The 24750-nt window shown below is 62.7% G+C and carries 32 protein-coding genes and 1 tRNA gene; 9 read left to right on the top strand and 24 right to left on the bottom strand.

Annotation, left to right across the window (positions count from 1 at the left end; genetic code table 11):
- Positions 1-30 precede the first annotated feature (30 nt).
- Entirely contained in the window at positions 31-1350 is a 1320-nt protein-coding gene (locus ACODS0_RS09660; RefSeq protein WP_488834552.1) for a D-amino acid dehydrogenase, read from the top strand.
- A gap of 56 nt (positions 1351-1406) precedes the next feature.
- Here the strand turns inward: ACODS0_RS09660 and sorU are convergent, their stop codons facing one another.
- Both sorU and sorT read right to left on the bottom strand, forming a co-directional pair.
- Positions 1407-1715 carry a SorU family sulfite dehydrogenase c-type cytochrome subunit gene (gene sorU / locus ACODS0_RS09655; RefSeq protein WP_099731962.1) on the bottom strand — a complete coding sequence of 103 codons (309 nt, stop codon included), beginning with the start codon at positions 1713-1715 and terminating at the stop codon, positions 1407-1409.
- A 137-nt stretch (positions 1716-1852) separates the two neighbouring features.
- On the bottom strand, positions 1853-3064 hold the full coding sequence (gene sorT, locus ACODS0_RS09650; protein WP_488834550.1) for a SorT family sulfite dehydrogenase catalytic subunit: 1212 nt from the start codon (positions 3062-3064) through the stop codon (positions 1853-1855).
- 224 nt (positions 3065-3288) lie between these two features.
- On the opposite strand from sorT, the gene ACODS0_RS09645 reads away from it, so the two are divergent.
- Positions 3289-4464, top strand: a complete 1176-nt coding sequence (locus ACODS0_RS09645) for a rhodanese-like domain-containing protein (RefSeq protein ID WP_488834547.1) — start codon at positions 3289-3291, stop codon at positions 4462-4464.
- An 80-nt stretch (positions 4465-4544) separates the two neighbouring features.
- The gene (locus tag ACODS0_RS09640) at positions 4545-5870 is read left to right on the top strand and encodes a hemolysin family protein (protein ID WP_055395363.1); all 1326 of its coding nucleotides are present in this window, start codon (positions 4545-4547) and stop codon (positions 5868-5870) included.
- A 75-nt stretch (positions 5871-5945) separates the two neighbouring features.
- On the opposite strand, the gene ACODS0_RS09635 is transcribed toward ACODS0_RS09640, so the two are convergent.
- The 6 genes from ACODS0_RS09635 to ACODS0_RS09610 form a co-directional block, all read right to left on the bottom strand.
- Complete coding sequence (locus ACODS0_RS09635; protein WP_121422905.1) at positions 5946-7280, bottom strand: FIST signal transduction protein; 1335 nt, start codon at positions 7278-7280, stop codon at positions 5946-5948.
- A gap of 78 nt (positions 7281-7358) precedes the next feature.
- Positions 7359-8231: a PhaM family polyhydroxyalkanoate granule multifunctional regulatory protein gene (locus ACODS0_RS09630; RefSeq protein WP_055395361.1), complete on the bottom strand. Its 873-nt coding sequence runs from the start codon at positions 8229-8231 to the stop codon at positions 7359-7361.
- 87 nt (positions 8232-8318) lie between these two features.
- Positions 8319-8816, bottom strand: coding sequence for a copper chaperone PCu(A)C (locus tag ACODS0_RS09625; RefSeq protein ID WP_055395359.1), 498 nt, complete (start codon positions 8814-8816; stop codon positions 8319-8321).
- A gap of 129 nt (positions 8817-8945) precedes the next feature.
- Positions 8946-9506, bottom strand: a complete 561-nt coding sequence (locus ACODS0_RS09620; RefSeq protein WP_488834541.1) for a YcnI family copper-binding membrane protein — start codon at positions 9504-9506, stop codon at positions 8946-8948.
- A 14-nt stretch (positions 9507-9520) separates the two neighbouring features.
- Positions 9521-11836 carry a TonB-dependent receptor gene (locus tag ACODS0_RS09615; RefSeq protein WP_488834539.1) on the bottom strand — a complete coding sequence of 772 codons (2316 nt, stop codon included), beginning with the start codon at positions 11834-11836 and terminating at the stop codon, positions 9521-9523.
- A gap of 80 nt (positions 11837-11916) precedes the next feature.
- Complete coding sequence (locus tag ACODS0_RS09610) at positions 11917-12282, bottom strand: DUF2946 family protein (RefSeq protein WP_488834537.1); 366 nt, start codon at positions 12280-12282, stop codon at positions 11917-11919.
- A 122-nt stretch (positions 12283-12404) separates the two neighbouring features.
- Here ACODS0_RS09610 and ACODS0_RS09605 point away from each other — a divergent pair, with 122 nt between their 5' ends.
- The 5 genes from ACODS0_RS09605 (at position 12405) to ACODS0_RS09585 (ending at position 15044) form a co-directional block, all read left to right on the top strand.
- Positions 12405-13052, top strand: a complete 648-nt coding sequence (locus ACODS0_RS09605; protein WP_055395350.1) for a glutathione S-transferase — start codon at positions 12405-12407, stop codon at positions 13050-13052.
- A gap of 118 nt (positions 13053-13170) precedes the next feature.
- The gene (locus ACODS0_RS09600) at positions 13171-13542 is read left to right on the top strand and encodes a TraR/DksA family transcriptional regulator (RefSeq protein WP_055395348.1); all 372 of its coding nucleotides are present in this window, start codon (positions 13171-13173) and stop codon (positions 13540-13542) included.
- A gap of 71 nt (positions 13543-13613) precedes the next feature.
- Positions 13614-13988 (top strand): hypothetical protein, encoded by a 375-nt coding sequence (locus tag ACODS0_RS09595; RefSeq protein WP_121421387.1) that lies wholly within the window; start codon positions 13614-13616, stop codon positions 13986-13988.
- Between the two features lie 52 nt (positions 13989-14040).
- Positions 14041-14454: a VOC family protein gene (locus ACODS0_RS09590; RefSeq protein WP_055395344.1), complete on the top strand. Its 414-nt coding sequence runs from the start codon at positions 14041-14043 to the stop codon at positions 14452-14454.
- The gene (locus ACODS0_RS09585; RefSeq protein ID WP_055395343.1) at positions 14451-15044 is read left to right on the top strand and encodes a MarC family protein; all 594 of its coding nucleotides are present in this window, start codon (positions 14451-14453) and stop codon (positions 15042-15044) included. The genes ACODS0_RS09590 and ACODS0_RS09585 overlap by 4 nt, the downstream gene beginning before the upstream one ends.
- A gap of 97 nt (positions 15045-15141) precedes the next feature.
- On the opposite strand, the gene ACODS0_RS09580 is transcribed toward ACODS0_RS09585, so the two are convergent.
- Entirely contained in the window at positions 15142-15687 is a 546-nt protein-coding gene (locus ACODS0_RS09580; RefSeq protein WP_055395341.1) for an Rrf2 family transcriptional regulator, read from the bottom strand.
- 151 nt (positions 15688-15838) lie between these two features.
- Here ACODS0_RS09580 and nhaR point away from each other — a divergent pair, with 151 nt between their 5' ends.
- On the top strand, positions 15839-16735 hold the full coding sequence (gene nhaR / locus ACODS0_RS09575) for a transcriptional activator NhaR (protein WP_488834531.1): 897 nt from the start codon (positions 15839-15841) through the stop codon (positions 16733-16735).
- A gap of 365 nt (positions 16736-17100) precedes the next feature.
- Here the strand turns inward: nhaR and ACODS0_RS09570 are convergent.
- The 15 genes from ACODS0_RS09570 to rpsN all read right to left on the bottom strand — a co-directional run bounded on the left by ACODS0_RS09570 (position 17101) and on the right by rpsN (position 24744).
- Positions 17101-17177 (bottom strand) — tRNA-Met (locus ACODS0_RS09570).
- A 22-nt stretch (positions 17178-17199) separates the two neighbouring features.
- A complete protein-coding gene (rplQ, locus tag ACODS0_RS09565) occupies positions 17200-17592 on the bottom strand; it encodes a 50S ribosomal protein L17 (RefSeq protein WP_008906513.1) in 393 nt (130 codons plus the stop codon).
- 87 nt (positions 17593-17679) lie between these two features.
- Complete coding sequence (locus tag ACODS0_RS09560; protein ID WP_008906514.1) at positions 17680-18672, bottom strand: DNA-directed RNA polymerase subunit alpha; 993 nt, start codon at positions 18670-18672, stop codon at positions 17680-17682.
- 112 nt (positions 18673-18784) lie between these two features.
- Positions 18785-19408 carry a 30S ribosomal protein S4 gene (rpsD, locus tag ACODS0_RS09555; RefSeq protein WP_055395681.1) on the bottom strand — a complete coding sequence of 208 codons (624 nt, stop codon included), beginning with the start codon at positions 19406-19408 and terminating at the stop codon, positions 18785-18787.
- A 90-nt stretch (positions 19409-19498) separates the two neighbouring features.
- Positions 19499-19903, bottom strand: a complete 405-nt coding sequence (gene rpsK / locus ACODS0_RS09550) for a 30S ribosomal protein S11 (protein WP_005793662.1) — start codon at positions 19901-19903, stop codon at positions 19499-19501.
- 16 nt (positions 19904-19919) lie between these two features.
- Positions 19920-20285 (bottom strand): 30S ribosomal protein S13, encoded by a 366-nt coding sequence (rpsM, locus tag ACODS0_RS09545; RefSeq protein ID WP_008906516.1) that lies wholly within the window; start codon positions 20283-20285, stop codon positions 19920-19922.
- A 23-nt stretch (positions 20286-20308) separates the two neighbouring features.
- A complete protein-coding gene (gene rpmJ / locus ACODS0_RS09540; RefSeq protein ID WP_005793651.1) occupies positions 20309-20422 on the bottom strand; it encodes a 50S ribosomal protein L36 in 114 nt (37 codons plus the stop codon).
- Positions 20423-20567: 145 nt separating this feature from the next.
- A complete protein-coding gene (gene secY / locus ACODS0_RS09535; protein ID WP_055395679.1) occupies positions 20568-21887 on the bottom strand; it encodes a preprotein translocase subunit SecY in 1320 nt (439 codons plus the stop codon).
- Between the two features lie 24 nt (positions 21888-21911).
- Complete coding sequence (gene rplO, locus ACODS0_RS09530) at positions 21912-22343, bottom strand: 50S ribosomal protein L15 (RefSeq protein WP_055395677.1); 432 nt, start codon at positions 22341-22343, stop codon at positions 21912-21914.
- Positions 22344-22353: 10 nt separating this feature from the next.
- Positions 22354-22536, bottom strand: a complete 183-nt coding sequence (rpmD, locus tag ACODS0_RS09525) for a 50S ribosomal protein L30 (protein ID WP_007861725.1) — start codon at positions 22534-22536, stop codon at positions 22354-22356.
- Positions 22537-22550: 14 nt separating this feature from the next.
- Entirely contained in the window at positions 22551-23069 is a 519-nt protein-coding gene (gene rpsE, locus ACODS0_RS09520; RefSeq protein ID WP_008906520.1) for a 30S ribosomal protein S5, read from the bottom strand.
- A 17-nt stretch (positions 23070-23086) separates the two neighbouring features.
- Positions 23087-23452 carry a 50S ribosomal protein L18 gene (gene rplR, locus ACODS0_RS09515; RefSeq protein ID WP_005793639.1) on the bottom strand — a complete coding sequence of 122 codons (366 nt, stop codon included), beginning with the start codon at positions 23450-23452 and terminating at the stop codon, positions 23087-23089.
- Positions 23453-23463: 11 nt separating this feature from the next.
- Positions 23464-23997, bottom strand: a complete 534-nt coding sequence (gene rplF / locus ACODS0_RS09510) for a 50S ribosomal protein L6 (RefSeq protein ID WP_055395675.1) — start codon at positions 23995-23997, stop codon at positions 23464-23466.
- 25 nt (positions 23998-24022) lie between these two features.
- The gene (rpsH, locus tag ACODS0_RS09505) at positions 24023-24418 is read right to left on the bottom strand and encodes a 30S ribosomal protein S8 (RefSeq protein ID WP_008906523.1); all 396 of its coding nucleotides are present in this window, start codon (positions 24416-24418) and stop codon (positions 24023-24025) included.
- 20 nt (positions 24419-24438) lie between these two features.
- Positions 24439-24744, bottom strand: coding sequence for a 30S ribosomal protein S14 (rpsN, locus tag ACODS0_RS09500; protein WP_007861712.1), 306 nt, complete (start codon positions 24742-24744; stop codon positions 24439-24441).
- Between the last annotated feature and the right edge of the window lie 6 nt (positions 24745-24750).

Raw genomic sequence — 24750 nt, 5'->3', positions numbered from 1 at the left:
TCAAGCGCTGAACCCTTAAAAGGCTCAAAAATGCGCGTGATCGTTTTGGGCGCCGGCTTGCTCGGCGTGACTTCGGCTTATTTCCTGCAACAACTTGGCCATGAGGTCACGGTCATCGACCGCCAGGGTGCGCCCGGCGCCGAGACCAGCTTTGCCAACGGCGGCCAGATCTCGGTGAGCCACGCCGAGCCCTGGGCCAACCCCAGCGCGCCGCTCAAGGTGCTGCAGTGGTTGGGCAAGGAGGATGCGCCCCTGCTGTTCCGCATCCGCGCCGACATGCGCCAGTGGCTGTGGGGCCTGTCCTTTTTGCGTAACTGCACGCCAGCGCGCACGCGCCACAACATCGAGCAAATCGTGCGCCTGGGCACCTACAGCCGCGACACGCTGCAGCAGCTGCGCGCGGCCACCGGCATCCAGTACGACCAGCGCACGCAGGGCATCCTGCACTTCTATACCAACGCCAAGGAGTTCGACGGTGCCCTGGCCCCTGCCGAGCAGATGCGCGCGCTGGGCTGCGAGCGGCAGGTGATCAGCGCCGACGAAGCCGTGCGCATCGAGCCCGCCCTGGCCCATATCCGCCCGCAGCTGGCAGGCGCCACCTACACGGCCGAGGACGAATCGGGCGATGCCAACCAGTTCACACGCGAGCTGGCCAAGCTGTGTGAAGCGGCGGGCGTGCAGTTCCGCATGGGCCACCACATCACCGCACTGCGCGAGGCAGGCGGCCGCATCGACCACGTGGAAGTGACCAATGCCGAAGGCCGCTTCGAGCGCGTGCGCGGCGATGCGTTTGTGCTGGCCATGGGCTCGTTCAGCCCGCTGCTGGCGCAGCCGCTGGGCATCCACCTGCCGATCTACCCGGCCAAGGGCTACTCGGTGACGATGCCGGTGAAAGACGCCAGCAAGGCGCACCAGGTGAGCCTGACAGACGACGAGTTCAAGCTCGTGTTCTCGCGCTACACCAGCGAACGCGGCGGTGATCGCCTGCGCATTGCAGGCACGGCCGAGCTGAACGGCTACGACCGCCACCTGAACCAGGTGCGCTGCGAGGCCATCGTGCGGCGTGTGGAACAGCTCTTCCCTGGCGCGGGCGAGGCGAGCCAGGCCCAGTTCTGGAGTGGCCTGCGCCCCGCCACGCCCAGCAACGTGCCGCTAATCGGCAAAACGAAGGTGGGCAACCTGTTCCTCAACACCGGCCACGGCACGCTGGGCTGGACGCATGCCTGCGGCTCGGGCAAGGCCCTGGCAGACATCGTGAGCGGCCGCGTGCCCGAGGTGGACTTTGCGTTCCAGGGGTTGCAGGGGCGCGCGGCGGGCGCGGCGCTGGTGCCGTCGCGCACGGCGGCCTGAAGCAGCGCGCGATTGCAGCGAGGCAACGCTGCTGCAACCGCCGCGAGAGGCCGCGCCTACTTGGCCGCGCCCGTGGCGTGCGCCACGAATTGCGCCACGGCCAACATGTCCTTTTCGCTCATGCGCTCGGCATAGGAGGGCATCACGCCGATGCCTGCCTTCAGCGCGCGCAACACGCGGCCCGCGTCGGGTTTCAGCTCATCCAGCACCGGACCCACCTGGCCCTCGGCCCCGGCGGCCTGCAGCGTGTGGCACACCGCGCAGGCGGGCTGGATCTTGGTGAACAGCTCCTTGCCGCGCGCCAGCTCGGCCGGCTCGGCGGCCCAGCTGGCACCCGCCCACAGTAACGCTAGCCCTACCAGCAAACCGCCTTGCGGCACCCGAGGCCGTTCGATAGCGGCGCGCACCCATGCCAGTGCCACCGTGGAACTGGCTCTGCCAGGCCACGGGTGGCGTCCCCCCTTCGGGGGGAAGGCGCAAAGCGCCTCAGGGGGGAGCGAGGTCATGCCACGGTCACGGTGACGGCGTGGTCGCGCCAGCTGGCGTTGTTGTAGCCGCCCAGATTTTCCTCGCGCTGCTCGGCCTGCACATTGCCTGCCGTGTCGGTGGCTCGGCTGGCCAGCACATGGGTGCCCGCCTCCAGGCGCACGGGCAACGCAAACTGCCGCCAGGCAAAGGGGCCCAGGTCGGGGCCGATGAGCTTGGCCGCCAACCAGGTCTTGCCGCCATCGGCCGACACCTCCACGCCCTTGATGCCGCGCGTGCCGCCAAAGGCCACGCCATGCACCTGCACCTGTCCGGGCTTGAGTGCCCCCTTGTCGGGCAAGGGGCCGTTGATCCAGGACTTCACGCCCATCTCCCACACCGAAGGCTGGTCGGGGCTGGCCTTGCTGCCGGGCGGCGACATGCGGTAGCCGTGCGACATGATGCGCGCCTGCGACTGTGCGCTGGTAAACGCAACGCGCTTGACGTACTTGATGTTGTTCACGCCCTGGTAGCCGGGCACCACCAGCCGCAGCGGGCCGCCGTGCGCGAGCGACAGCGGCTCGCCGTTCATCTCCCAGGCCAGCAGTGCGTCGTCCATCGCCTTCACGGGCACCGAGCGCTCCACCAGCACGGTGAGCGGGTCCACACCTTCGGGCAGTTTCTCGCCGCCCGTGCCGGTCAGGTAGGCAGCACCATCGGCCAGCCCGCCCAGGGCGGCCACCACGTTGCGCAGCGGTACACCGCTCCAGACCACACAACCGGCAGCGCCCACCGACCAGGGCGTGCCGCTGGGCTTGCTGGGGAAAAAGCCCCGGCCATTGCCCGAGCACTGCAGCACGGTGGCCACGGTTTCCACGCCCAGCGTCTTGAGTTCGGCCAGGGTCAGGCTCCGCGGGCTGTTGACCCCTTCGATCGCCACGGTCCAGGCATCGCGGTTGTCCAGGATGGCGGCGTCGGGCGCGGGCAGGTTGTTGCGCACATACAGCTGGTTGGACGGCGTGATGACACTGGTGCCAAACGCGGAGCGACGGGTTTCGAGAGTGCTGCTGCTGTGCACGATCAGCGCATCCGGTGACTTCCATCCTGCATACGCGGGCAGCGGCTTGGCAGCGGCTGCTGCCTGCTGAGCACGCGCACCGCCGGCCCATCCGGCCATGCCCAGCGCGCTCAAGGCGGCAGCACTTCCGGCCAGCATGTGGCGTCGCGGCAAGGTCATCGAATCTTTCATGGAAACGTCTCCAAATAATGGGATGGACAAAAACTCTTTGTTGCCCCCGCCCACCCGGCAGGCACAGGGGATCGGGTCAGCCCGCATTCTGTGCGGGAGCTCTGCGCGCCGCACGCATGGCTTCGTTAGCAGGAGTAACAAAAACAAAAGATCAGAAACATTCGTACGCAGGTGCGGGGGCCCTGGGCATATTCGCGGTTTGTTTTGGGGAGAGGAACCGCGCAATGAACATGGCCAGAAAATCGACCCGCGGCCCGCTGGGACTGCTACTTGGCTTATGGCTGTGTTGCAGCGCCGCCCAGGCCCAGCTGACGGCCCTCGTGGCCGTGGAGCCCACGGCCCGCAAGGCGGCGCACTCCATCCTGCGCACCTCCGCCGAATCGGGCCTGTCGAAGGCCGCGGGCCAGCCCGTGGCACTGACCACCAGCGACGACCTGGCCGACGTGATGCGCGCCACGCGCAGCGCGGGATATGACATCTTCATTGGCCCTGCCCAGGTGGCTGCGTCCGCGTTGCAACGCGGCTACGAGCTGGTGGGCGCCACGCACAAATCGGACAGATACCTGCTGGTCGGGCTGCAGCAGATCGCTGCGGTGCCTGCCATGAAAGGCCGACGGCTCTACCTGCCCCAGCAGGATTCGGTCTACACCTACATGGCGCGCGGCATGCTCAATGAGGCGGGGCTGTCGTTCCAGGACCTGCGCGCGGTGCAGTACGAGAAATTTCCCCAGGCCGGCCTGACAGCCCTGACTCTAGGCACGGCGGATGCCACTGTGGTGCGCGAGGACGACTGGGCGGAATGGTCGGCAGCGCACCCCGGCCTTGCGCGGGTGCTGGCTACATCGCAGCCGGTGCCAGGCGGGTTCTCCATCGTGGTGAAAAAAGACCTGCCGGCGGATGCGCGCAACAAGCTGGCCCAGTGGTTCAGCGCGTCGTCCTCCGCCAGCGGCCTGCCGCCAGCCTCCGTGCGCCCGGAGGCTGTTGAGTACCGACGTGTGGCCGAGCTGGGGCTGTTCACCCCCACGAGTCTGCCTGGGGTGAAGCGCATCACTGCGCGCGAGGCCCAGACCCTGCTGGTGCAGGGCGCCACGCTGGTGGACACCCGCACCGAGAAGGAATTCAAGACCAAGCGCATCCGGGGCGCCGTGTTTGCAGCGTATGTGGAAAAGAGCCTCAAGGACGTGGCCTTCAATGCCGCACAGGATGATTTCCAGGCGCTGGACAAGCTTCAGGGCGTGGACAAGGCCAAGCCGGTAATTTTTGCGTGCAATGGCGCCGAATGCTGGAAGTCCTACAAAGCTGCCAAGGTGGCCACAGCCAAGGGGTTCCAGTCGGTGTACTGGCTGCGGGGGGGACTGCCCGAGTGGGACGAAACGGGCCTCCCGACCGAAGGTGGCTAGGAGCCAGCGCAGGGTCTCTGGCCCCTGTCCTTACAATTGGTCGCTTCTCAACACCCAAGGGCGCGCAAGGCGCCCTTTGTATGGAAATAGCAATACTGTTCGCCCTCATCCTTCTCAACGGCCTGTTTGCCATGTCCGAGATCGCTCTGGTCACGGCCCGCAAAGCCCGGTTGCAAAAGCTGATTGATGAGGGCGATAGCGGCGCCGCCGCTGCCGTGAAGCTGGGCGAAGACCCCACGCGTTTTCTCTCCACCATCCAGATCGGCATCACATCGATTGGCGTGCTGAACGGTATCGTGGGTGAGGCCGCCTTGGCTGGGCCCTTGGCGTTGTGGCTTGAAGCACTGGGCGTTCCCATGCCTTTTGGCAGCTACGCGGCCACCGGCCTGGTGGTGGTGCTGATCACGTATTTCTCTATCGTGGTGGGTGAACTGGTGCCCAAGCGCATCGGCCAGTCGTACCCCGAGACCTTTGCCCGCCTGGTGGCGCGGCCCATCAACTTTCTGGCGCTGGCCACCAAGCCGTTTGTGCTGCTGCTGTCCACCTCCACGCGCACGCTGCTGCGCCTGATGGGTGTGAAGGAAACCAGCGGCAGCCCGGTGACCGAAGAAGAGATCCACGCCATGCTGGTGGAGGGCACCACTGCGGGCGTGATCGAATCGCACGAGCACACCATGGTGCGCAATGTGTTCCGGCTGGACGACCGTCAGATCGGCTCGCTGATGGTGCCGCGTGGTGATGTGGTGTGTCTGGACATGGATGCGTCGTTTGAAGACAACCTCAAATGCATCGAGGAATCCGACCACGCACGCTTTCCGGTGGTGCGCGGCGGCATGGACAACATCCTGGGCGTGATCAACGCGCGCCAGTGGCTGTCACGCACGCTGCGCGACAAGGCGCGCGGCGGCCTGGCCGACCAGCCGCTGCAGACAGCGCTGTATGTGCCCGAAACCATCACGGGCATGGAGCTGCTGGACAACTTCCGCCTGTCGGACGTCCACATGGCGTTTGTCATCGACGAATACGGCGAGGTGCAGGGCATCGTCACGCTGCAGGACCTGATCGAGGCCATCACCGGCGAGTTTCAGCCGCGCGACCCGGAGACCTCCTGGGCGCTGCAGCGCGAGGACGGCAGCTGGCTGCTGGACGGCCACATCCCCGTGCCCGAGCTGAAAGACCGCCTGAACCTGGATGCCGTGCCCGAGGAGGAACGCGGCCGCTACCACACGCTGAGCGGCATGATCATGCTGCTGACTGGCCGCCTGCCCAAGGTGACCGACACGGTGCAGTGGGAGGACTGGAAGCTCGAAGTGGTGGACATGGACGGCAAGACCATCGACAAGATCCTGGCCACGCGCCTGACCCCCGAGGAAAAGGCCGAAGCAGACGACAACGGCGCGGGCTGACCTGGCCCCTCCATGGGGCACCGTCTCCGCCAGGGCCCGCCCTGGCGTTCCCTGCGGGCAAAGCGGCTCAGCCGCTCAGCGGGCGTTCGGGTCGTCGTCAACGAAAACGGTGAGCACCCCGGTGTAACCATACAAGTGGTGGTGCGCAATTTCTCCACCGGCAAAGAACCCGGCCAGCGGCACGTCACCCAGCGCGTGGCGCACGATCTGCAGCTCGGCGCTGGGCCCGCCAAAATGCGGGCCGCCCCGGCCCGAACAGCTCACATAGATAGCCCCACAGATTCGCTGCCCTGTCTGCGGCGCCGCGCTGGCGCCTGAGGCGCTGTTGGCAGCTGCCATCTCGCCATCCGCGCTGGACGACGACACCAGCGACGCGGGCTCCAGCTCTTCGGGCGAGAGTTCTTCGCGGATCTCGGCGCAGATGCGCATGAGGTCGGCACGCGCCGCTGCCACGTTGCGCTGACAGAACGCCAGGTGCATGCCCGGCTCCACATGGTCGGCCAGGGCCACGCCCCGGCGGCTGCCGTCCAGCCCCACGATGTGGCGCACGCGTGTGTCGGTACCAAAGTGGCCCGTGCGGCGCTGGCCCTGCGGCTGTTCGCCCGCGCTGACCAGCCCGGCCAGCGTGGCGCGCACCTTGCGCAGCGCGGGCTGCGGGTCGCCACCATCCAGCGACACTTGCAGCGTATCGAGCAGCACGTCCAGCGCGGGCTCGCCATCGAGCGCGAGCACGACATTGTCCTGCGCGGCGGTGATCGTGCGCAGCGCGCCCACGGGCTGACAGCCCTGCGTAACCCGCGACACCAGCGCCACCCCGGCACCAAACGCCACGCCCGACAGGCCACCGTCAAACACCCCGCTGGCACCGCCCTGCCCGGCCATGTTGCCGTCGCCACCCACGGCAAACTGCACACTGCTGGTGCGGCTGGCAGAGAGGCCACCAAACAGGTAGCCCGTGTCGGTGCGTGCAGCCATCTCGGTCAGCAACTCGGCCAGTTCGGGCGTGCGGCCATCGGCATGCACCAGGGCGGTATGGGCCACAAACCCACTGCCCGGGTGTGGCGCATGCGTGGGCAGCGGCGCCACGCCCGAGAACACGCGGTACTGGTCTGCGGGCACATCCAGCAGCATGACCGACAGCGCGGGCTCGTCAAAGTACTCGGCGTTGTTGGCCGACACGCCCACCCCCACGGTGCCGCTCCAGTCGGTGACCTCGGGCAGTTCGCCGCTCAGGTAGTCGAGCAGCGCCTGGGCGTCGTTGCCATAGTGGTCGGTGATGTAGAGCAGGCCCAGGGTGGGCGCTGCAGCGTAGTCGGGCAACGCCATCTGGGCGCGCAGCTGCGCCAGCACCAGCGCGGCGGCCATGCGCCATTGGGGGTGGGTGGCATGGCCAGTGGGAAATAGTTTCATGGTGGTGATCTCCATGCCAGGGCGGTGGCGGGCAGATATTGCACCACCTGCGGGTTGTCACACCCGCCCACGTTGGCGTCAGCCCGCTCGCTTGCGGGCGGCTGGGCTGCGGGTGCTGCTGCTGGCCTTCTTGGCGGCGGGTTTTGCCGGGGTTTTGCGGGCTGCAGGCTTCTTGGCAGCGGCGGTCTTCTTGGCGGTGCCCGATGCAGCGGCGCGCTTGGCACCGCCCTGCATGGTCTGCATGCCCTTGGCCGCAAACTGGCTGGCCATGCCGGTCGCCGTCTTCAGGGCTTCTTTGGCAAGGCCCGTGGCCATGTTCTTGGTGGTGTCGATGGCGGTCTGCTTGGCCGCATCCTTCATGGCGTTGGCGGCGATCTGCTGGAACTGACCGGTGAGTGCGCCCCACCACTGCATGGGGTCCACCACGGTGGGCGCGGCAGCGGCCGATGCCTTGCTGCCTTTTGTTTTGGCCTTGGCAGGCGGAGCGGCGGGTTCGGCGTCATCACCCTCGTCTTCGGCTTCTTCTTCGGCAGCACTCACGCGGCCCGTAGCGCGGGCGGCGGCACCAGCCACAGCCTCGGCGGCGCCCGTCACGGTGTCGGCGGCTTTCTGTACGCCGCTCATCACGGTGTCAGCCGTCTTGAGCTTGAAGGCGTTGGCCACGTCCCCCATGCTGAAGTTCATGCCCTTCAGGGTGGCCAGGGTCATCTTCTGCACTTCCAGCGCCTGGATGGTGGCGGCCAGCGCGCGTGAGTTCTGCTCCAGCCAGAACTGCACGGCCTTGAGTTCGTCGATGCGCTTTTCCAGCTCTTCGACGCTGATGGTGGGCGCCACCCAGTTGCTGAGGTTGGGCAACTGCGGAATGCTGCTGGACGCCCCCTTGGCCAGGCTCTGCAGGAAGTCAAAACCGGGGACAAGTTTGCCGAAACCGAAATTCGATGTATCGCTCATGGCCGCTCCGCAAGAGGTGGGTCTGTGGTGGAGTCACAGCTTACTCCAATGCGTTGCGCAGGCGAAGCGGCCGCCGATGCGGAGATGTCAGTGTTTATGCCCATTCATCATGGTGCCCGCGGTGGCACCACCGGGTGCTGCCGTGCCCACGGGCACCGTGAGGTCGAGCTTGCTTTCCACGCCCTTGGCGTCCTGAAACACCAGGGTGAGTGGCACCGAAGCGCCTTTGGCCAGCGGAGCCTTCAGGTCCAGCAGCATGACGTGGTAGCCACCGGGCTTGAGCTCCACCGTCTTACCCGCAGGCAGGTCAAGCGCAGGCACGGCGCGCATCTTCATGATGTCGCCTTCCATCTTCATCTCGTGCACTTCGGTGATGCCCGCAGCGGGCGACTCGGCGCGCACCAGGCGGGCGCCGTCCTGGGCGGTGAGGCGCATGAACGCACCGGTGGCCTTCTGGCCCTGCACGCTGGCGCGCGCCCAAGCACCTTCGACTTTGACAGCGGCGGTCTGTGCCCATGCGGGGGCGCTGGCGAGTACAGCGGCTAGAGTGGAAACCAGGGCGGCGGTGTGAAGCAGTTTTTTCATGATGGATGCCTTTCGGTGAGTGAGAGAACGAGAAGAAGCGAAGAAGCGAAGAAGCGAAGAAGCGAAGAAGCGAAGAAGCGAAGAAGGGAAGAGGGACGGGAAAGGGAGAACAGGCCGTGGGCCGGACTATCAATGATGGTGGGCAGCGGCGCCGCCCGTGGGCAGAATCTCCAGCGCTGCAGCGGGGGACTTCAGGTCCGAGAGTTTTTGGCCCGCCTTGGGCACATCGACCCAATCGTTGCGGCCTTCGGCACAAATCTGGCGCACGGGCCAGTACACGGTGCCGGCCTGCTCGGGCGCTTGGGCCACGAGCACAAATTCGTCGTAGTGGGCATTGGGCAGCATGTCCTCTGGCGTCTTGGCCGTCCAGGTGATGCGCACCACATCTTCGGAAATGTTGCGGCCGTGGCTGGTGTAGGGCTGGGCGAGCTTTTCGCGCTGCACATCCAGCGTCCAGCCCGGCTTGGGCATGGGGCGCGCGCCGCGCATGCCAGCCGGGATGTCCACCGCAATCTGCCGCGTGGGCGATGCGCCGCAGCCGTGGCCGACCTTGAAGGCGGCTTTGTAACTGGCGCCCGCCGGGGCCACCTGGTATTCGAGCACCACATGGGCAGATGCAGAGCCAAAAAAGCCTCCAGCGCTCATCAGAAGAGCGCTAAAAGCTATATTTTTCATAGTATTCAAAGACATGAAATCTGTTCCTTTCAGAGGCTTACCTTGAGTTCAGCGAGGTAAGTGCGCTGCGGGTAGGGGTGGAAGTTCCAGAACTGGTAGTTGTTCAGGTTGTCGATGCCCACAGCTGCGCTGACCTGCTTGGTGATCTGGTAGCGCACGCGCACATCGGTGGTGAAGTAGCGGCTGGCGCCCTGGTAGGCAAAGCCGTTCACATCGGTGTTGTCCAGCGTGCTGTACTGCCGGCCGCTGTAGCGCGCGCCCAGGGTGTATGACCAGGTGTTGTCCGGCCGGTAGGTGGCCACGGCAGTGGCGCGCCACTCGGGGATGCGAGGTTGCCATTTGCCCACGCTGGCAGGGAACTTGTCGTTGCGGGTGATCTTGGAGTCCGTCCAGGTCAGGCTGCTGCCCAACTCCAGCCCGCGTACGAAGACGTTGGCAGCCTGGTACGACAGCTCAATGCCACGGGTAGCGATGGCGTCCACGTTCTGCACGTTGGTCACGTTGGGTGTGACGAGCACATTGGTCTGGGAGTACAACGCGTCTTTCGTGCGCTCAAAGAACGCTGTGAGGCGCAGCAGGCCATTGCCCATATCGCGCTCGGCGGTCAGCTCGGTGGTCCAGCTTTTTTCAGGCTTCAGGTTCGGGTCGTTGTTGATCAGCGTGCCGCTGCCACTGATGCCACCCTGGTACAGCTCGGACACGGTAGGCATGCGCACCGCACGGCCGGTAGAGGCCTTGAGCACCCACAGGTCATTGGCCTGGTAGGCCACCGCAGCCTTGGGCGACACATAGGTTTCGTTGCGCTCGGGGTGGCCCACGGTGGTGGTGGCGTTGCCGGTCTGGCCGTTGCTGGCGCTCCAGCGTTCGGCGCGTGCGCCGAGCACGGCCTTCCACTTCGGCGCGATCTTCCAGGTGTCTTGCGCCCACAGGCCCAGCAGTTGGGTGTCGCCGTTGAAGGCCTGGGTGCGGGCGCCTGCAGCGCCGTTGATCCAGTTCGTCGTGGCGTTCTCCACCGTTCGCAATTGGTAGCTGTCGCGCTGCAGGCCAAAGTCCACAATGTGCGCGCCCTGCACCCCATCGGGCCGCCAGGTGCCCTTGGCGGCCAGGGTGTTCCAGCCCGTGCCCTTGCTGTTGACGATGCGCCCTGCCCCGCCGTTCAGCGCCGCAGGCAGCGCGACGGTGGCAGCGCGCAGGGTGTCGGTCTGGTAGTCATACAGGCTGGCGGCCACCTCCCAGTCGAACGCGCCCTTGGTATTGCTCTTGACCGAGAGCCCGTGCATGAAGTGCGTGAGGTCTTCGTTGGAGACGTTGAAGTCCGTGGGCGCCAGCGCAAACGAGCGACCGTTGATGTTGACCGTGCCGCCGTACACCGCATTGCCATTGGCGTCGCGCAGGTAGCTGGTGGGGCGCCCCTCGGATTCGTTGTGCCACCAGCCCAGGGTGTAGGCCGCACGCACGGTGGGCGAAAAGTCGTAGGCGATCTTGGCCTTGATGTGGTCTTGCTGCGTGTGGTACTGCGTGGCCGTGCCCAGCAGGTACCAGGGCTGGTTGCTGCGGTTGAGCCCAGGCACCGCGCCCGTCACCGGCGTGCCCGCATTGCCCACGGTACCAGCGGACACGAGGCGCGTGGGGAAGGTGAGCGGCTGGCCTTCGCTGTCGGTCTTGTTGAAGTTGAGGAACCAGGACCAGTCGCCGTTCTTGTTGCCGACGGATGCGCTGACCTGCTTGCCAGCGTAGGTGGCGTTGGTGCCGTACAAATCGAACGGCTGATGCTGAACGCTGACCTGCCCGTGGGCCTCGAACTTTGTGGGCATGCGCGTGACGTAGTCCACCACCGCGCCCACCGAGTTGCCTGCGTAGGCGGCCGAAAACGGGCCGTAGAGCACGTCCACGCGCTCGATCTCCTCGGGCGTGACCAGCATCCAGCGCGGCGCGTTGGTGGGGCCGTTGCCCAGGTAGTTGCTGAGCAAAATGCCGTCGGCAAACACCATGGACCGCGCCGGGTTGCCCGTGCCCGAGGCGCGCGTGGACAACACGGCGTGGTTGTAGTCGCCGATGTAGCGCTTGCGCACCAGCAGGCTGGGCAGGTACTTGAGGGCGTCTTCGCTGTCGGTGGCGTTGATCGAATGCTCGATCTGCTCGCGCGTCACGCCCTCGATGGTGGTGGGAATCTGCGTGGGCAGCGAGGTGGGCTGGCCGCCGCTGATGGTGACAACGCCCAGTTCCTTGACGGGGGCATTGCTGTTGCCGGCGCTGTCGACGGTCTGGGCCAACGCGGAAACACCCACGCAGAGTGCGAGGGGAAAGGCACTGGCCACGGCCAGCGCCATGCGACTTTTGCGCATGGGAACTCCTGAATTTCAAGCCAAATAGGCCGCTAGCGCTTATCTATCAAGCGCGAACAGCTATTAAAAATATAGCGATTTCAGGAGAAGACCGGGGGCCCACGCGGCGGCAGCGGCGCGGCGGTGCGCGCAGCAATGTGCGCGGCAGGAATGGGGCGCAGGGCATGCGCCAGGGGGTGGACCACAGGCAGCTGGGCTTGCGACACGGGAGGCGGAGCGCCGACGTGCGCGCACAGGGGGCAGTCCAGCGTGTGGCTGGACATCTCCTTGGCACCGTCATCGGTCTTGACCAGCAGCTTCATGGCGCCCGAGCCCGAACAGATCAGTTCCATCGCCTGCGGATTGACCAGCGGCGACGCTACCGCCACGCCGATCGACAACACAAACCACGCCAGCACAAGGCGGGCGAGCCAGCGAAGGCTGCGAATGGTTTGCAGGGAGGGCATGGGTGCGAATTGTAGGGGGCCTGGGTGCGCCCCCCTTGACCGGGGTCATCTGCGCGACGGACTGCGCCCCCGCCCCCACCTAGGATGCGTGCTGCATTCACCACCACAACGGAGACGCCACCATGCTCACACTCTGCGGCTTTTCGGCCAGCAACTACTACAACAAGATCAAACTCGCCTTGCTCGAAAAGGGCCTGCCCTTCACCGAAGAACTGGCCTGGGTGGGCGAGACCGACCGCAGCGCCAGCCCGCTGGGCAAGGTGCCCTACCTGCGCACGCCCGAGGGGCCGCTGTGCGAATCGGCCGTGATGGCGGACTACATCGAGGCAGCCCACCCACAGCCAGCGCTGATCCCCGCCAACCCCTACCAGGCCGCCAAGGTGCGCGAGCTGATCACCTTTCTGGAGTTGCATCTGGAGCTGGTGGCACGCAACCTGTATCCCCAGGCGTTTTTTGGCGGAACCGTGAGCGACACCGCCAAGGAAAAGGTGGGAGCGCAGCTTGAGAAAAACATTGCCGCCTTCGGTCAGCTTGCGAAGTTCAGCCCCTACGTGGGCGGCGACGCCTTCACCCTGGCCGACTGCGCCGCCATCGTGCACCTGCCGCTGGTCAGCTCGGCCACCAAGATCATCTATGGCCGCGACTACCTGGCCGATCTGCCTGTGCGCGAGTACCTCACGCGCATGGCAGAGCGCCCCCACGTGCAGCGCGTGAACGCCGATCGCAAGACCAACACCGCTGAAATGCTGGCGCGGCCGCCCAAGCGCTAAGACCCTGTTCTAAACCCGCCCCCAGGCGCTGGGTCTTCATCCCTTGACCTTGGTCAACCGAGGTCATCGCGCACAAGCGCACCATGCAGGTATCCGATCACCCTTGAGGAGACACCGCATGGACAAGACCCAGGCCGCCCCATTCCGCCAACAATTGCTGGCCCAGCAATCCGAGCTGCTGGCCCAGTTGGCCGCGCAGCGCGGGGGCGTCATCGGCCGCGCCGAGGCCGCTGCCGACCACTTTGGTCAGCCCGAGGACCCGCGTGCCCAACTCGCCACCGAGCGTGAACTGGAGTTTGCGCTGGACGAGCGCGAAACAACCCACCTGGCCGCCGTGGAAGCCGCTTTGGCCCGCATTGAAGCGGGTACGTACGGCGAATGCACAGACTGTGGCACCCACATCACCGCCGCACGCCTGCACGCCACGCCCGAGGCCGCACGCTGCGTGCATTGCCAGGAAAAGGCCGAGCAACACCGCCGTGCTGCGTAAGTTCGCTCACGCATTCAGGCCCCTTTTCCCTTCTTTCCCCGTTTTTTTCGTCACTTCAAGAAAGCCGATTCATGAGCACTTTTCACGCAGTAGTCTGGATGGACCAGTCCGAAGCCCACGTGGTGATGTTCGACCGCGAGCATGCCGAGGCCCAGCGCATCAAGTCCCGCAGCCACCACAAGCACCAGGGCAAAGCCGACGACCTCACCGCTTTCTTTGCTGACGTCGCCCAGGCCTTGGCCGACACGCGTGAAGTGCTGCTGGCTGGCCCGGGCCTGGTACGCAACCAGTTCCGCGACTGGGCGGCCAAGCACCATGCTGCGGTGGCCGATGTGGTGGTGGACTCTGTGGCTGCAGACCACCCGACCGACGCCCAACTGGTGGCCATGGCGCGCCAGTATTTCAAGAAATTTGACAACATGGCCGCCGACCCGTCTGTCGCCTGACAGGCCTCCAGGCCGCGCCCGCAGCGCAGCCTTGGCTGCTATCCTTTGCGGGATGCGCAGCCTCTTTCACCTCGCCTTTCACGTCACCGACCTGGATGCCGCGCGCCGCTTTTATGGCGGCGTGCTCGGTTGCCAGGAAGGCCGAAGCACCGATACCTGGGTGGACTTCGATTTTTTCGGCCACCAGATCTCGTTGCACTTGGGCACCCCGTTTGCCAGTGCCCGCACCGGCCATGTGGGCGACCACCTGGTACCCATGCCGCACTTTGGCGCCATCATGGAATTGCCCGACTGGCATGCGCTGGCCGCACGGCTGAAGGCCGCCGGCACCACCTTCGTGCTGGATCCGCAGGTGCGCTTTGAGGGCCAGCCCGGCGAACAGTGGACAATGTTCTTCCACGACCCCAGCGGCAATCCGATCGAGATCAAGGGCTTTCGCTCACTGGACGCGGTGTACGCATCGTGAGCTACACCTTCGCGTCCGCCACCATCCTGCTCCTGCTGATCACCGATCCGCTGGGCAACATCCCCATCTTTGCCAACGCCCTGCGCGGCGTGGCGCCCGAGCGCCGGGCGCGGGTGATCCTGCGGGAGGTGCTGATTGCGTTTGCGCTGCTGCTGGTGTTTCTGTTTTTCGGGGCGCAGTTTCTGCAGGTGATGAACCTGAGCGATTTGTCGTTGCAGATTGCGGGTGCGGTGGTGCTGTTTCTGATCGCGCTGCGCATGATTTTTCCGTCGGCTGACGGCCCACAGGCGGAGCTGCCGGGTGAACCCTTGATCGTGCCGCTGGCCATCCCTGCCTTGGCGGGCCCCTCAGCGCTGGCCACCGTCATGCTGCTGGTAGCCCAGGCGCCGGAACGCCGCTGGGAATGGGTGGGCGCGCTGTGCGTCACCATGGCCGTGTGCGCCGTGGTGTTGCTGATGGCAGAACGCATCCAGCGCCTGGTGGGCGAACGTGTGGTGATGGCGTTTGAACGCCTGATGGGCCTGATCCTGGTCGCCATCTCGGTAGAGATGCTGATCCGGGGAATCAAGCAGCTCGCACAGCAGCTGTAGCCGCCCCGCGCACGCAAAAATGATGGAGGGCGGGCCAAGGCCGCCCCCGGAGCACTGGCATGCGCCCGCAACTGCAGAGCGCAACCGGTGTGCGGTCTTAACGGCGTTGCAGCAGCGGGATCGAGCCCAGTGCGAACACCGAGTTGGGCACGCCCACCCGCGCCATCAAGGGGCGCGGCTTGGCGCTCAGCTTGGGGCGGGGGGCAGCAGGGGCCATCTCCTCGGCCACCACCCCCTTGGCATGCTGCTGCGCCACAAGGTCTTGCAAAGTCACCGACTGCAAGTACTCCATCACCCGTGCGTTGAAGGTGGACCAGAGTTCGCCCGTCATCGACTTCACTTGCGCAGCCTGGCCGGCACCCAGGCTCTGCAGATCGTCGGTCTTGAGGTTCTCGACGGCCAGGATGATCTCGGCCACTGAGATCTGGTCTGTGTTTCGAGCAAGGGTGTAACCGCCACCCGGGCCGCGTGTGCTGTCCACGAGCCCGGCACGGCGCAAGGCGCTGAACAGCTGCTCCAGGTACGACAGCGAGGTACCCTGCCGGGCGCTGATCGTCGAAAGCGCTACCGGCCGCATCTTCTGGCGCAGCGCCAGGTCGGTCATTGCCGATACCGCAAGTTGTCCTCGGGTGGTAATCCGCATCGTTGCTACTCCTTGTGAACGTTGACAGTTCCAGACCGCAACACCAATGGCTGCGGAAAGGGGCCAAGCGTTCAATGTAGGCGGTTTAATACTTCGCGTATATTCGTTTTATCAACGTTGATTGATCGTTTTTTACGAAGCATTTATCACCATGAACTTCAAGCATCTGCGGTATTTCTGGACGGTTGCAAAGGCCGGAGGGGTGATGCGGGCAGGCGAGCAGCTGCACACCACGCCCCAGACGCTTTCTGGGCAGATCAAACAGCTGGAGGAATGGCTAGGCCACGACCTCTTTCGCAAGCGGGGGCGTGGGCTGGAGCTCACCAGCGAGGGTCGTGTCGCCCTGGGTTACGCGGAGCAGATTTTTACGCTGGGGGACGAGCTGGAAAAATCGATCCGCCTCTCCCGCGGCCACGCCAAACCGCTGGAATTTCGCGCGGGGGTTGCAGACTCGATCGCGAAGTCCGTGGCCTATCACCTTCTGGAACCCGCCTTGGGCATGCCTGAACAGGTGCACATGACCTGCCAGGAAGGAAAATTTCCAGAACTCATCGCCCAACTGAGCCTGCACAAACTCGATCTGGTGCTGGCCGATGAACCCGTTTCCAAAAAAATCGGCGTCAAGGCGTTCAACCACCCGCTAGGAACCAGTGGGATGAGTTTTTTTTGCGCTCCTGGCCTGAAGACGCAGCTACAGGGGTCCTTTCCCCAATGCCTCCAGGGCGCCCCCATGCTCATCCAAGGCCCCATGTCTTCCGTGCGCCAACAGCTCGATCACTGGTTTAACAAATACCAATTGCAGCCACGGCTCGTGGGTGAGTTCGACGACAGTGCGTTGATGAATGCTTTCGGCCGCGAAGGCCGTGGCGTTTTCACGTCCCCGACCGTTCTGGATGAGGAAACCACCGCACAGTTTGGTGTCGAAGTGATCGGCCGCACGACGGAACTGGTCGAGGAGTTTTTTGCGATTTCTGTGGAGCGACGCATCACGCACCCCTGCGTGGCAGCAATCACCAAGGCTGCCAAGGCAGATCTGTTCGGGAAATGAGTTTGCCGGGTGCCACCCCGCGCAGGACTCCACGATCGAAGACCTCCAGGCGGGCTCAGGATCGCCGAGGGGTCAGGTTAAGGCAGCTTTTTGCAGCCTCTCAACAAAACTCGGCCTCAGTCAGCCAACTCATGGAGCTGCTGTGATCAGCCCTGCGGCAAACACCAAGGCTCCCCCGATAGCCCAGGGCCAGGCCCTCGTTTGTGAAAACATGCCATGCCGGATGACGGCGACATGAAAGGCCATTTGCCGGGTTGGAAGAAATCACCTGGCAAGCCAGAGTGCCAATCCCGCACGGTCCGAGAGGCAGAAACAAAAACGCCCACTGTGTAGTGGGCGTTTTGTTCAGCAGAGGCCTGCCATGTTGGTTGCGCGAGAAGGATTTGAACCTCCGACCTTTGGGTTATGAGCCCAACGAGCTACCAGACTGCTCCATCGCGCGGTAAGAAATAAATTATACCCCATTATTCAGCTGCTGCCGAATTATTTTCGGTTTCAGCAGCACGGTCGACCAATTCGACCAGCGCCATGGGAGCGTTATCGCCCACACGGAAGCCCATCTTCAGAATACGGGTGTAGCCACCGGGACGCACCTTGAAACGAGGGCCCAGGTCATTGAAGAGCTTGGTCACGCTATCACGGTCGCGCAAGCGGTTGAATGCCAGACGGCGGTTTGCTACGGAGTCTTCCTTGGCCAGGGTGATCATGGGCTCGATCACGCGGCGCAGTTCCTTGGCCTTGGGAACGGTGGTCTTGATGACTTCGTGCTCGATGAGCGAATTCATCATGTTCTGCAGCATCGCGAGGCGGTGCGAGCTGGTACGGTTGAGTTTGCGGAGGCCGTGTCCGTGGCGCATGGTGCTTTCCTTTGAGTAATTAAATCAGGCAGCCGTATCAGGTACTGCCCGAGGCACTGTTCCCGGCGGGGAACCGAAAATTATAACTTAACGCTTGTCCAAGCCAGCTGGTGGCCAGTTTTCCAGTTTCATGCCCAGCGTGAGACCACGCGATGCGAGCACTTCCTTGATCTCGTTGAGCGACTTGCGGCCCAGGTTAGGGGTCTTGAGCAGCTCATTCTCGGTGCGCTGGATCAGGTCACCGATGTAGTAGATGTTCTCGGCCTTCAGGCAGTTGGCGGAACGCACGGTCAGTTCCAGCTCGTCCACAGGGCGCAGCAGGATCGGATCGAACGTGGCATTGCCGCGTGGGCCTGCAGGTGCGTCGAACGCAGCCAGCTCGCCACCTTCCAGCTGTGCAAACACAGCCAGCTGTTCCACCAGGATCTTGGCCGATGCACGCACTGCGTCTTCGGCAGTGATGGCACCATTGGTTTCGATCTCGACCACCAGCTTGTCCAGGTCGGTACGCTGCTCGACGCGAGCGCTTTCCACGGTGTAGCTCACGCGCTTGACGGGCGAGAACGAAGCATCCAGCACGATGCGGCCGATCGACTTGGTCGATTCGTCAGCATAACGGCGCAGGCTGCCAGGCACGTAGCCGCGGCCCTTCTCGACCTTGATCTGCATGTCCAGCTTGCCGCCTGCCGACAGGTTGGCAATCACGTGATCGGGGTTGACGATCTCGACGTCATGGGGCGTCTGGATGTCGCGCGCGGTGACCACGCCTTCGCCATCCTTGCGCAGGCTCAGCGTGACTTCGTCGCGGTTGTGCAGCTTGAACACCACGCCCTTGAGGTTCAAGAGGATGTTGACCACATCTTCCTGAACGCCATCGATGGACGAGTACTCGTGCAGAACGCCTGCAATGGTGACTTCCGTCGCTGCGTAACCCACCATGGACGAGAGCAGGACGCGCCGGATGGCGTTGCCCAGCGTGTGGCCGTACCCACGCTCGAACGGCTCCAGTGCGACCTTGGCACGATTGTGGCCAAGCTGCTCGACATTGATCGCCTTGGGTTTCAGCAAATTGGTTTGCATTCAGACTTCCTCTCAATACCCCCAGCTCGTTACACCGGTAAGGCTGGTGAAGCGCCTAAACCGCGATGCCTCGCGGTTCAGGGACGGTTTTCTCGAAATATGTACCGAGCGATTAGCGCGAATACAACTCAACGATCAGGGATTCGTTGATGTCGGCGCCAAACTCATCACGGTCAGGCACCTTCTTGAAGATGCCTTCAGCCTTGTCGGCATTCACTTCCACCCAGGCGGGCATACCCACTTGTGCGGCCAGTTGCAGGGCTTCCACAACGCGGTTTTGCTTCTTCGACTTTTCGCGCACAGCCACAACGTCACCCGTCTTCACGAGGTAGGAAGCAATGTTCACGGACTTGCCGTTCACGGTAATCGCCTTGTGCGACACCAGCTGACGGGCTTCAGCGCGGGTCGAACCGAAACCCATGCGGTACACGACGTTGTCGAGGCGGGATTCCAGCAGGAACAGCAGGTTGGCGCCGGTATTGCCCTTCTTGCCTTCAGCGGCTTCGAAGTAACGGCGGAATTGCTTTTCCAGCACGCCGTACATGCGCTTGACCTTCTGCTTTTCGCGCAGTTGCAGACCGTAGTCAGAGGTACGGGCACCCGAGGTGCGGCCGTGTTGACCAGGCTTGGAGTCGAACTTGGACTTGTCGGCGATCGAGCGACGGGCGCTCTTCAGGAACAGGTCCGTGCCTTCACGGCGGGAGAGTTTGGCCTTGGGGCCGAGGTAACGTGCCACTTGAGCTTCCTTTGTGTCATCTGCCGCAAACCATTGCGGGAGCCGCCTGAGGCGCTTGCGCGTTCACAGGCGGCGGTGGGCTTAGAGAGATTAGATACGACGACGCTTCTGAGGGCGGCAGCCGTTGTGCGGCACTGGCGTCACGTCAGAAATCGACGTGATGCGGATGCCCAGGGCACCCAGTGCGCGGACCGAAGATTCACGGCCAGGACCGGGACCCTTGATTTCAACGTCAAGGTTCTTGATACCTTGATCGATGGCAGCGCGGCCGGCCACTTCCGAAGCCACTTGGGCTGCGAATGGGGTGGACTTGCGCGAACCCTTGAAACCTTGTCCACCGGACGATGCCCACGACAAGGCATTGCCTTGGCGATCGGTGATCGTGATGATGGTGTTGTTGAACGAGGCGTGCACGTGTGCAATACCGTCCGAAACGTTCTTCCGGACCTTCTTGCGAACGCGCTGAGCTGCGTTATTGGCAGGAGACTTAGCCATGATGATCTTTCAATCTTTATTTCTTCAGTGCAGCTGCACCCTTGCGCGGACCCTTGCGAGTGCGAGCATTGGTACGGGTGCGCTGACCACGCATTGGCAGACCGCGGCGATGGCGGAAGCCACGATAGCAGCCGATGTCCATCAAACGCTTGATGTTCATCGTGGTTTCGCGGCGCAGGTCACCCTCAATGGTGAACTGCTCGATTTGCTCGCGAATTTTTTCCAGATCGCCGTCCGTCAGATCTTTGATCTTCTTGGAGTAAGCGATACCAGTTGCTTCGCAAATCTTGCGAGCGCGGGTGCGACCAATGCCAAAAATGGCGGTCAAACCGATTTCCGCGTGCTTGTGCGGCGGAATGTTAATGCCAGCGATACGTGCCATATGCGTCCTCTAATACTTTCCAATCAACCTTGGCGCTGCTTGTGACGCAGATCCGTGCAGATCACGCGCACCACACCCTTGCGGCGGATGATCTTGCAGTTGCGGCAGATTTTTTTGACCGAAGCCGAAACTCTCATTGCATTCTCCTAAAACTTTTCCATCCGTCCCGGCTGCTTCGCACGGAACACAATTTGTGCCCGCGAAAAATCGTGGGGCGCCAACTCAACCGATATTCAGTTCCTTGCAGGCAGTGTCGCAAGTGCAGCACTGCCTTCCTCATCATCAACCGCCTGCGTTGCCCTTGAAATTGGCTTTCTTGAGCAGCGACTCATACTGTTGCGACATCATGTAGTTCTGAACCTGGGCCATGAAGTCCATGGTCACCACCACAATGATCAACAGCGAGGTTCCACCAAAATAGAACGGAACGTTGTACTTCAAGATCAGGAACTCTGGCAGCAAGCACACGAAGGTGATGTACACAGCGCCTGCCAATGTCAGGCGCACCAGGATCTTGTCGATATAACGGGCCGTCTGTTCACCTGGGCGAATGCCTGGAATGAACGCACCGCTCTTCTTCAGGTTGTCTGCAGTTTCACGGCTGTTGAATACCAGAGCCGTGTAGAAAAAGCAGAAGAAGATGATGGCTGCAGCATAGAACATCACGTAGATAGGCTGACCAGGAGTCAACGCACCCGAGATATCCTTCAACCAGCGCATCGATTCACCTGCACTGAACCAGTTCACCACCGTTGCCGGCAGCAGAATGATCGACGAGGCAAAGATCGGAGGAATCACGCCTGCCATGTTCAGCTTCAGGGGCAGGTGAGACGATTGACCACCATAAACCTTGTTGCCTACTTGCCGACGAGCGTAATTCACCAGTATCTTGCGCTGACCCCGCTCGACAAACACCACGAAGTAAGTCACCAGACCAACGACGAGGACGATGAAGATAGCGGCCAGAATGCTCATGGCACCCGTACGAACCAACTCCAGAAGGCCACCGATCGAACTAGGCAAACCAGCGGCAATGCCCGCAAAGATCAGGATCGAGATCCCGTTCCCCAAGCCACGCTCTGTGATCTGCTCACCCAGCCACATCAGGAACATCGTGCCAGCCGTCAAGCTGACCACAGCGGTCATGCGGAACCCGAAACCGGGGCTCAGGACCAAACCAGCAGAGCTTTCCAGCGCTACGGCAATTCCCAGCGACTGGAACAGGGCCAAGCCCAACGTGCCATAGCGGGTGTACTGAGTGATCTTCCTGCGACCGGCTTCGCCTTCCTTTTTCAACTGCTCGAATGTGGGAACCACATAGGTCATCAGCTGCATGATGATCGACGCCGAAATGTACGGCATGATCCCCAGAGCGAAAACCGTGAAGCGCGACAGCGCACCACCGGAGAACATGTTGAACAGATTCAGGATGCCGCCTTGCTGGCCACTGAAGAGCTGCTGGAGTTGGGCTGGATCGATGCCTGGCACAGGGATATGAGCCCCAATGCGGTACACGACCAGCGCAAGCAACAGAAAAACCAGACGACGACGGAGGTCGCCGAATTTCCCGGTCTTTGCAATTTGAGCCGCGCTAGTAGCCACAGATGCCTTCCTTCAGAGCCACACTCAGGCGACGCTGCCGCCAGCAGCTTCAATCGCTGCTTTGGCACCAGCCGTAGCACCCACGCCATTGAGCTTGACAGCCTTGGTCAGGGAACCGCTCTTGATGACCTTCACCACCTTGGCCAATTCGCCAACCAGGCCTGCTTGCTTCAGAGCGAGGACATCCACTTCGGCCAGGCCGAGTTGATCCAATGCCGTCAGCGTCACTTCTGCGTTGAACTTGAGCAAGTGCGACTTGAAACCACGCTTGGGCAAGCGGCGTTGCAAAGGCATTTGACCGCCTTCAAAACCAACCTTGTGGTAGCCACCGGCACGAGACTTCTGACCCTTGTGACCACGGCCAGCGGTCTTGCCCAGGCCGGAGCCGATACCACGGCCTACGCGGCGCTTGGCATGCTTGGCGCCGTCTGCGGGCTTGATGCTATTGAGTTCCATGATCTATCTCTCAGAGGACTTTGACCAGATAGCTGATCTTGTTAATCATGCCGCGCACTTCGGGCGAATCCTGCAGTTCGCTCACGCTGTTGAGCTTGCGCAGACCCAGGCCACGAACGGTGGCGCGGTGCGATTCCTTGGTGCCAATCGGGCTGCGCACCAGTTGAATCTTGACGGTTTGTTGCGTTGTCATTTTCAAGCTCCGGTTCAGGCGAAGATGTCTTCGACTGTCTTGCCGCGCTTGGCCGCCACATTCGACGGGGTGGTCGAATTGACGAGCGCGTCAAACGTTGCACGGACCATGTTGTAGGGATTGGACGAACCATGGCTCTTGGCCACGATGTCAGTCACACCCAACACTTCAAAAACTGCACGCATAGGGCCGCCAGCGATGATGCCGGTACCCTTTGGAGCAGGTGCCATCATCACAACAGCAGCGCCATGGTGGCCGGTCACATTGTGGTGGATGGTGCCGTTCTTCAACGAGACCTTGACCATGTTGCGACGAGCTTCTTCCATAGCCTTTTGCACGGCAGCTGGCACCTCTTTTGACTTGCCCTTGCCCATGCCCACGCGGCCATCACCGTCGCCAACCACCGTCAGTGCGGCGAAACCGAGAATACGGCCACCCTTCACGACTTTGGTCACGCGGTTGACCGCGATCATTTTTTCGCGCAGACCGTCGTCTTGACCTTCGTTCTGCACTTTGGGTTGAAATTTAGCCATTTTGTATTCCGCTCCGCTTAGAACTGCAGGCCAGCTTCACGGGCTGCGTCGGCCAAAGCCTTGACGCGACCGTGGTAGGCAAAGCCTGCGCGATCAAATGCAACCTTCTCGACACCTGCAGCCTTCGCTTTTTCAGCGATACGCTTGCCGATGATCTGGGCTGCTGCGGCATTGCCACCCTTGCCCGAACCGCCGAGCGACTTGCGCACGTCGGCTTCCGCCGTGGATGCACTTGCCAGCACCTTGCTGCCGTCGCCGGAGATCACACTGGCGTAGATATGGAGGTTCGTACGGTTCACCGTGAGACGTGCCACGCCTTGCTGTGCAATGCGGATGCGGGTCTGGCGCGAACGACGAAGACGCTGCTCTTTCTTGGTCAACATGTTGCAGCTCCTTATTTCTTCTTGGTCTCTTTGATCGTGATCTTTTCGTCCGCGTAGCGGATACCCTTGCCCTTGTAGGGCTCAGGTGGACGAACAGCACGAATCTCAGCAGCGATCTGACCGACACGCTGACGATCAGCACCCTTGATCACCACTTCCGTGGGCGTCGGGGTGGCAACCGTGATGCCTGCGGGCATTTCGATATTGACCGGATGCGAATAGCCAACAGCCAGATTCAGCTTAGAGCCTGAGGCAGCGGCTTTGTAGCCCACGCCTACCAGGCTCAGCTTCTTTTCAAAGCCTTTGCTGACACCGACCACCATGTTGTTGACCAACTGGCGAATCGTGCCGCTCATGGCATTGGCTTCGCGGGATTCGTTAGCAGGCTCAAAGCTGAGCTTGCCGTCATTGCTGGACACTTTCACCAGCGCGTTTTGCGCCAGCGACAGAGCGCCACCAGTACCCTTGACAGAGATCTGGTCATCTTTCACGGACACATCCACGCCTGCGGGGATGGTCACGGGCATTTTTCCTACTCGGGACATTTCAGTTTCTCCTCAATGCCGCGGGTTAGGCCACGTAGCAGAGCACTTCGCCACCGACACCGGTAGCACGCGCCTTGCGATCAGTCATCACGCCCTTGGGCGTCGTGACAATTGCCACACCCAGACCGTTCATGACTTGTGGAATGGAATCACGGCCTTTGTAGACACGCAGGCCAGGGCGACTGACACGCTCAATGCGCTCAATCACGGGGCGACCTGCGTAGTACTTCAGGGCAATTTCGAGTTCCGACTTGCCGGCTTCGGTTTTCACCTGGAAGCCGTCGATATAACCTTCGTCCTTCAGCACCTGGGCGATGGCAATCTTCACTTTGGAAGAAGGCACCAGAACCGTGGCCTTGGCGACCATCTGTGCATTACGGATGCGGGTCAGCAAGTCAGCGATGGGATCACTCATGCTCATGTTTAATCTCTCCTGCCTGCTTACCAGCTGGCTTTGGTGACACCGGGGATGTCGCCTGCAAAAGCCAGTTCGCGGATCTTGGCGCGAGCCAGACCGAATTGACGGAAGGTGCCACGTGGACGACCGGTGATTTCACAACGGTTGCGCTGACGCGTCGGGTTGGCGTTGCGAGGGAGCTTTTGCAGGCCCAGGCGGGCTGCATCGCGCTCTTCATCGCTGCGCTTGGCATCGCCAGCGATTGCCTTCAGCTCCGCATACTTGGTTGCGTACTTGGCTGCCAGTTTTTCGCGCTTCAGTTCGCGCTGGATCAAAGCTACTTTAGCCATGCTTCG

Source organism: Acidovorax sp. FG60 (assembly GCF_057808995.1).
Note: the sequence above shows the minus strand (reverse complement) of the source record. Positions and strands in the feature narration are given on the sequence as shown.